The organism is Hydrogenophaga sp. LT287 (assembly GCF_055702805.1).
Genome location: NZ_JBVPZC010000033.1, coordinates 20,752 through 27,076, shown reverse-complemented (window position 1 = coordinate 27,076; position 6,325 = coordinate 20,752). Strand labels below are relative to the sequence as shown.

Below are 6,325 nucleotides of genomic sequence, written 5' to 3'. Positions count from 1 at the left end.
GGAAACTCTGCAAAACCACCCCAGCGGCATGGCAGATGTAAGCCCAGCGCGGCACACTCGGGCACCATGAAACAAAGCAGCTTTGACTTGAACCTGAGCACGCGCAAGACCCGCAAGCAGGTGTTTTTGCAGCAGATGGAAACCGTGGTTCCATGGGCTGCCCTGGTCGAGCTGATAGCCCCGTATTACAGCGAAGGGCGCAATGGTCGCCCACCCTTTGCGCTGGAGACGATGCTGCGAGTGCACTTCATGCAGCAGTGGTTCAGTCTGTCAGACCCGGCCATGGAGGAAGCCTTCTTCGACACACCGCTTTACCGCGAATTCGCTCAGCTCGATACCTTTGGCCGACTGCCCGACGAGAGCACCATTCTTCGGTTCCGCCACAGGCTGGAGAAACACAAGCTGGCCGATCAGATCCTGGCCACCGTCAACGAACTGCTGCAGCAGCGCGGCTTGCTGCTCAAGGCCGGCACCGCTGTAGATGCCACCCTCATCGCCGCGCCCAGCTCCACCAAGAACAAAGACAAAGCGCGAGACCCCGAGATGCACTCGAGCCAAAAGGGCAACGAGTGGCACTTTGGCATGAAAGCCCACATAGGCGTGGATGCCGACTCGGGCTTGGTGCACACCGTGCGAGGCACCTCGGGCAACGTAGCCGATGTCACCGAGGGCAACAGCCTGCTGCATGGTCAAGAGACGGACGTGTTCGGTGACGCGGGCTACCAAGGCGCAGACAAGCGCCCCGATGCAAAAGCCAGCCACAAATGGCATGTGGCCATGCGCCCAGGCAAGCGCAAGAAGCTGGACAAAGACAGCAACTCGAGGGATGCGCTGATCGACAAAGTCGAGAAGATCAAGGCCGGGATTCGCGCCAAGGTGGAGCACCCGTTTCGGGTGATCAAGCGCCAGTTTGGCTTCACGAAGGTGCGATATCGGGGTCTGAAGAAGAACACCTTGCAGATCAAGACGCTGTTTGCGTTGTCCAACTTGTGGATGGCCCGTCACAAACTGATCGGAGCACAGGCGTGAGTGCGACCGAAACCGGGTCAGTGGCCCTCAGGCGGCCCCAAATGGGGCAAACCGGATACGAATTCCAACCCAAACTGTGCCGGATCGCGCGAAAGCTCATCGGACGAAACTCCGTCAGGCACGTAACACGCTGGCTGGTGGGTTTTTCAGAGCATCCTCAACATGACTGTTGCGTTTTACACCAATCTGTCATCAGCCATGGTGACCGTCAGTTTGCTGATAGGTCGCGTTCCCACCGGTGTCTCAGGCTATAGGTGGCTGTGGACGCCATTGAGTGACGGGGAGGCACTGTGATGGCTGTCTTAAGCTTTATTGCCTTTGAATAGGTCAACGGTGCCCGGACAAATGCGCCTGAGCGTTTGAAAAAAAAGCGGGGCACAGCGCCGCTCGGCGCTGTGCCCCGGGTGCATGGCAGGCGCTGCCGCCGCGCTTCAGTGTTGCACCAGGCGAAACACCTGCACCACGTCCGAAAGCCGGCTGGCTTGTTGCTGCAGGCTGGCGGCAGCGGCGGCGCTTTGTTCTACCAGCGCGGCGTTTTGCTGGGTGGTCTGGTCGAGCTGATTGACCGATTGGCTGACCTGACCGATGCCGGCGGTCTGCTCGATGGTGGATGCGCTGATTTCGCTGATCAGGTCGGACACCCGGCGCACCTGGGTGACGATGTCTTCCATGGTCGAGCCGGCTTCGCTCACCAGGCGGGTGCCAGCCTGCACTTTGTCGACGCTGGTGCCGATGAGTTCCTTGATTTGTTTGGCCGCCTCGGCGCTGCGCTGCGCGAGGTTGCGCACTTCGCCGGCCACCACCGCGAAACCGCGGCCTTGCTCGCCGGCCCGTGCGGCTTCCACGGCGGCGTTCAGCGCCAGGATGTTGGTCTGGAAGGCGATGCCGTCGATCACGCCAATGATGTCCGAGATTTTTCGGGAGCTGTCCGAGATGTCGTCCATGGTGGACACCACCTGGCTCACCACGATCCCACCTTTTTCGGCGGCGGCGCTGGCCGATGTGGCCAGCTGCGACGCTTGCTGTGCGGTGTCGGCGTTGCCTTGCACCGTGGTGTTCATCTGGGCCATGGACGAGGCGGTTTGCTGAAGGTTGGACGCTTGTTGTTCGGTGCGGCTGGACAGGTCGGCGTTGCCCACGGCAATTTCGGTCGATCCGGTGGCGATGGAGTCGGATGCCTGGCGAACCTGGCCCACGACCCGGGCGAGGCTGCTTTGCATGACGCCCAGCGAAGCCAGCACACTGCCCTTGGGCGCGGCAGCGGCTCCCACCACGGGGCTCAGGTCGCCCTGGGAAACGCGCTGAGCCACCAGGCCCAGTTCGCGGGGTTCTGCGCCCAGTTCGCGCACGATGCCGCGGGGAATGGACCAGGCCAGGCCCACACCGCAACTCAGCGCGATGCCCAGCGCCAGCAACATCATGGACAGAAAGCTGCCCGCCTCGCCCATGGCGATGGCGTTTTCTGACTGAATGCGCGACTCTTCGAAGTCGATCAACTTGTTGACCGCGCCCAGCCAGGCCACGTATTGCGGCTTGGCCTCGTTCCACAGCTGTTGTTGTGCGCCCTGGGTGTCGCCGGCCTCGATCTTGGCCACGATGGCCTTGGAGGTGGCGACCGCCTGGCTTTCGATGGACTGGATGGCGCCGTACAGGACGCGCAATTCGGCGGCGTTCGCTGAGGTTTTCAGCAGCTGTTCCAGGGGCCCGGCCGAATCGGCATAGAAGCGGGCCAGTTGTTCGATGGTGGCCACTTCGGCCTGCCTTTGCGCGGGCGTGGAGCTCAGGACCACGTCGCGAACGGCAATGGCACGGTCGTGCGCTGAGCCCCGAAAGTTGATTGCGTAGCGCTGGATGGCGGCGTGCTCTTTGCTCACGGCCTGCAAAGCGGTGTTGATGGCCTGCACTTTGGCAATGGCCACGGCCGTGAGGACCACCAAAATGGCCAGGATCAGGCCGAAGCCAAGATAGAGCCGTTTGCTCACGTTCATGTGACTGAAAAACATGGAAATCCCCTAGTGAAGTTCGTCTTGTCTGCTGGCAAGAAGCCGGATCCGGACGGCTGCTGGAGGCGAACGGAACACTTTGTTATTCGGTTTTCCTGGCCTGAACTGCAGTTGACCCTGGGGCCATTGACCCCGGCGCTGTGGGCGTGGGGCCTTCGCTAACCGGTGATCTGGCGGCCCTGCGTGGCGCTTTTTGGGGATTTGCCGGCACCGTGATGCGCGACGCTATACCCATGCAACGCGATGGGCGCGCGGTCTGCCGTGGCCCTGTGCCGGCGTTTCTGTGCGCTCCGTTTCCTCATGACCTCACACGCCCAGCCCCGATGACCGACAAGCCAACCCACGCCCTACCGCCCAGCAAAGGGCACGTGTATCTGGTGGACGACGATCCTTCGGTGAGAACGTCGCTGGCGCGCATGCTGGACTACATGGGCTTCGCCGTCGAAGCCCATGCCGGCCCGGCGGAATTTTTGAAGAACTCGCTGCCGGTGGCGCCGGCCGTGCTGGTGCTGGACATGCGCATGCCCGGTTACACGGGGCTTCAACTGCAGCAAGACATGGCCCGCCTGGGTCGCCACACGCCCATTGTTTTCATGTCGGGTGAGAGCCAGCCGCAGGAAATCATTGACGCGCTCACCGCAGGCGCCTGCCATTTCCTGCTCAAGCCGTTCAATATGGACGACTTGCTGCGTGAGATTTACAAGGCGATGGCACACGACCGGGAGCGGCTTGAGCGCTACCGGGACGACGTGGACGCCCGCCTGCGTTATGCCTTGCTCACGCCGCGCGAGCGCGACGTGTGCCAGATGGTGATCAAGGGCCTGATGAACAAGGAGATTGCCGAGCACTTTGATTGCAGCCTCAAGACCATCAAGGTGCACCGGGCCCGCGTGATGGACAAGATGGGCGCGGGCTCGTTGCTGGAGCTGGCTGAAGCCGTCTCGCAAGTCGAGGGCCGTGGGTGACATCGCTGGACATCCCCACCGCTTACGCGCTGGTGGGCCTGCTGTATCTGGTCATGCCGCTCTTGGCCTGGGCGGTGCTGGCAGCCGGGCGCTCGCGCACCATCCAGATGTGGCTGGGCGGGGGGATTTTGTTTGGCATTTCGCTGCTGATGGTGGCCGCCCGCGCCCATGTGCCCGCGTGGGTGTCTTATACGTTGGCCAACGGGCTGATCTTTCTCGCGCTGCAGATCAAGATCCACGCCCTGCGCCAAGAGCTGCGGCTGCCGGTTGGGCCACGGTGGCTGTGGCTGGCTTCGGTGTTTTTTGTGGCGGTGTTCGAGTTCGTCCGTGTGGTGCTGGGCCTGGTTGAGCTCCGGTTTGTCTTGAGCACGTTGACGTACGCCAGTCTGTTCGCCGTCATCGCGCGCCTGTCGTGGCAATTTGGCCGCAGGGAGTATTCGCGCAGCGCTTATGCGCTGATGGCCGTGCACGCGCTGGGCGCGCTTGTTTTATTTTTGCGTTCCCTGGCGGTGACCGTGGGCCTGAGCGAGCCGGATGCGGTGACGGCTGGGCTTGACGGGCTGGCGACCGCCCTGGTCGGCCTGTTTGCCTCGGTGCTGGGCACCATCGGTTTTATCGGTGTGTACCTCGACCGGGCGCGACGTCTGGAGCTGGAGAGCGTGGAGCGCCGGGCGCGGCAAGAGGAGTCGGCCCGGCTGTTGACCCAGATTGCACACCTGGACCGCCGGCGCAGCATGAGCGAAATGTCTTCCTCGATGGCGCACGAACTCAACCAGCCCTTGACGGCGATCTTGACCAACACGCAAATGGCCCGGCACATGCTTCAACACGCTGCGGTACCGGCCGAAGGTGAGGGGGTGGGCGTGTTGCTCAAAGACATTGAAAAGGACACCCAGCGAGCGAGCCGCATCCTCAGAGGCATCAAAGAATTTGTGAAACCGGGCGAGGAGCGGCGTGAACGGGTCCAGCTGCAGCGTGTGGCAGCAGAGGTGTTGGAGATCGTTCGCGACGAGGCGCGGAACATGGGCATTGGCTTGCACTGCGACATGCCGCAGCAGGCGGTGACGCTGATGGGAGACAGCGTGCAACTGGCTCAGGTATTGCTCAACTTGCTGCGCAACGCGATGCAGGCGATGAGGCCTCATACCGGCGGCCGCATCCACCTGAATTTGGTGAGCCAGGCGGGGCAGGCGGTGTTCCGCGTGCGGGACGAGGGCTGCGGCATTTCGCCACAAGACCGTTCGCGCGTTGGCACCGCTTTTTTCAGCACCAAGCCAGACGGCATGGGCCTGGGCTTGTCGATATCACGCGCGATTGTTGAGCAGCACGGCGGCAGTTTGTCGCTGCTGGATGCACCCGGTGGCGGTGCCATCGCCGAGTTTGTGTTGCCGGTGCTGGATGCGCAGCCCATGCCGGCCTGAGCGCGGCGCTTGCCCTGGCGCAGCGTGCTTTCAGGGCTGGGCGCTTTTGAACACCCCGATGTAGTTGACCCCGGTGTCGGCACACCAGGCGGCGGTGTGGCGCAATGGGTTGTAGCGCATGCCCCGCAGGTCGGCGGGCTGCAAACCCGACCGGGCCACAGCAGCGGTGAGCTCGGCGGGGCGCACAAATTGCCGCCATTGGTGTGTGCCGCGTGGCAACACGCGCAGCACGTATTCGGCACCCACAATGGCAAAGAGGTAGCTTTTCCAGGTGCGGTCGATGGTGGACGCAAACAGCAAGCCGCCGGGCTGCACGCTTCGCGCTACGGTGTCGACGAAGGCGGGCACGTCGCTCACGTGTTCCACCACCTCCAGCGCCAGCACCACGTCAAAGCGTTCGTCGGCGCTCAGCACCTGGCTGGGCTCACCCAGGCGGTAGTCCACCGCCACGCCCTGCGCTGCGGCATGCAGGCGGGCCGCAGCCACGTTGCCGGGCGATGCGTCCACGCCCACCACGCTGGCGCCCATGCGCGCCAGAGGCTCGGACAACAGACCGCCGCCGCAACCCACGTCCAAAACGCGCAGGCCGGCCAGCGCGGTGTCGTTGTTTGCAAGCCCTCGGTGCTGGCAGATGTGTCCCACCACGTAGCCCAGGCGCAGGGCATTGACCACATGCAGCGGGCGCATGGGGCCGTCGCTGTTCCACCAGGTGGCGCTCAGCCGGTTGAAGCGCTCGATTTCAGAGGCGATGGCTGTCATGGTGATCTGGGTTGAGTGGGGTGGCTATTGCCCAGGGTGGGACGCGACAGGGCGCTGCCGGCGAGCGCCCGGCGCGCAGGCTGAAGTGGTGCGCCACGGGATACACCCTTTGGCCAATGCAAAAACCGCGCCGGTTTTGCCGGCGCGG

General features: G+C 63.4%; 5 protein-coding genes. 3 read left to right on the top strand and 2 right to left on the bottom strand.

The window, feature by feature from the left end:
* Positions 1–66 precede the first annotated feature (66 nt).
* Positions 67–1,029: an IS5 family transposase gene (locus AC0GNR_RS17245; protein ID WP_472901589.1), complete on the top strand. Its 963-nt coding sequence runs from the start codon at positions 67–69 to the stop codon at positions 1,027–1,029.
* A gap of 431 nt (positions 1,030–1,460) precedes the next feature.
* Here the strand turns inward: AC0GNR_RS17245 and AC0GNR_RS17240 are convergent, their stop codons facing one another.
* Entirely contained in the window at positions 1,461–3,032 is a 1,572-nt protein-coding gene (locus AC0GNR_RS17240; protein WP_472902128.1) for a methyl-accepting chemotaxis protein, read from the bottom strand.
* Between the two features lie 323 nt (positions 3,033–3,355).
* Here AC0GNR_RS17240 and AC0GNR_RS17235 point away from each other — a divergent pair, with 323 nt between their 5' ends.
* Both AC0GNR_RS17235 and AC0GNR_RS17230 read left to right on the top strand, forming a co-directional pair.
* Positions 3,356–3,997 (top strand): response regulator transcription factor, encoded by a 642-nt coding sequence (locus AC0GNR_RS17235; protein ID WP_472902127.1) that lies wholly within the window; start codon positions 3,356–3,358, stop codon positions 3,995–3,997.
* The gene (locus tag AC0GNR_RS17230) at positions 3,994–5,418 is read left to right on the top strand and encodes a sensor histidine kinase (protein WP_472902126.1); all 1,425 of its coding nucleotides are present in this window, start codon (positions 3,994–3,996) and stop codon (positions 5,416–5,418) included. Before AC0GNR_RS17235 ends, AC0GNR_RS17230 begins: the two co-directional genes overlap by 4 nt.
* Before the next feature lie 30 nt (positions 5,419–5,448).
* On the opposite strand, the gene ubiG is transcribed toward AC0GNR_RS17230, so the two are convergent.
* The gene (gene ubiG, locus AC0GNR_RS17225) at positions 5,449–6,177 is read right to left on the bottom strand and encodes a bifunctional 2-polyprenyl-6-hydroxyphenol methylase/3-demethylubiquinol 3-O-methyltransferase UbiG (protein WP_472902125.1); all 729 of its coding nucleotides are present in this window, start codon (positions 6,175–6,177) and stop codon (positions 5,449–5,451) included.
* Positions 6,178–6,325 lie beyond the last annotated feature (148 nt).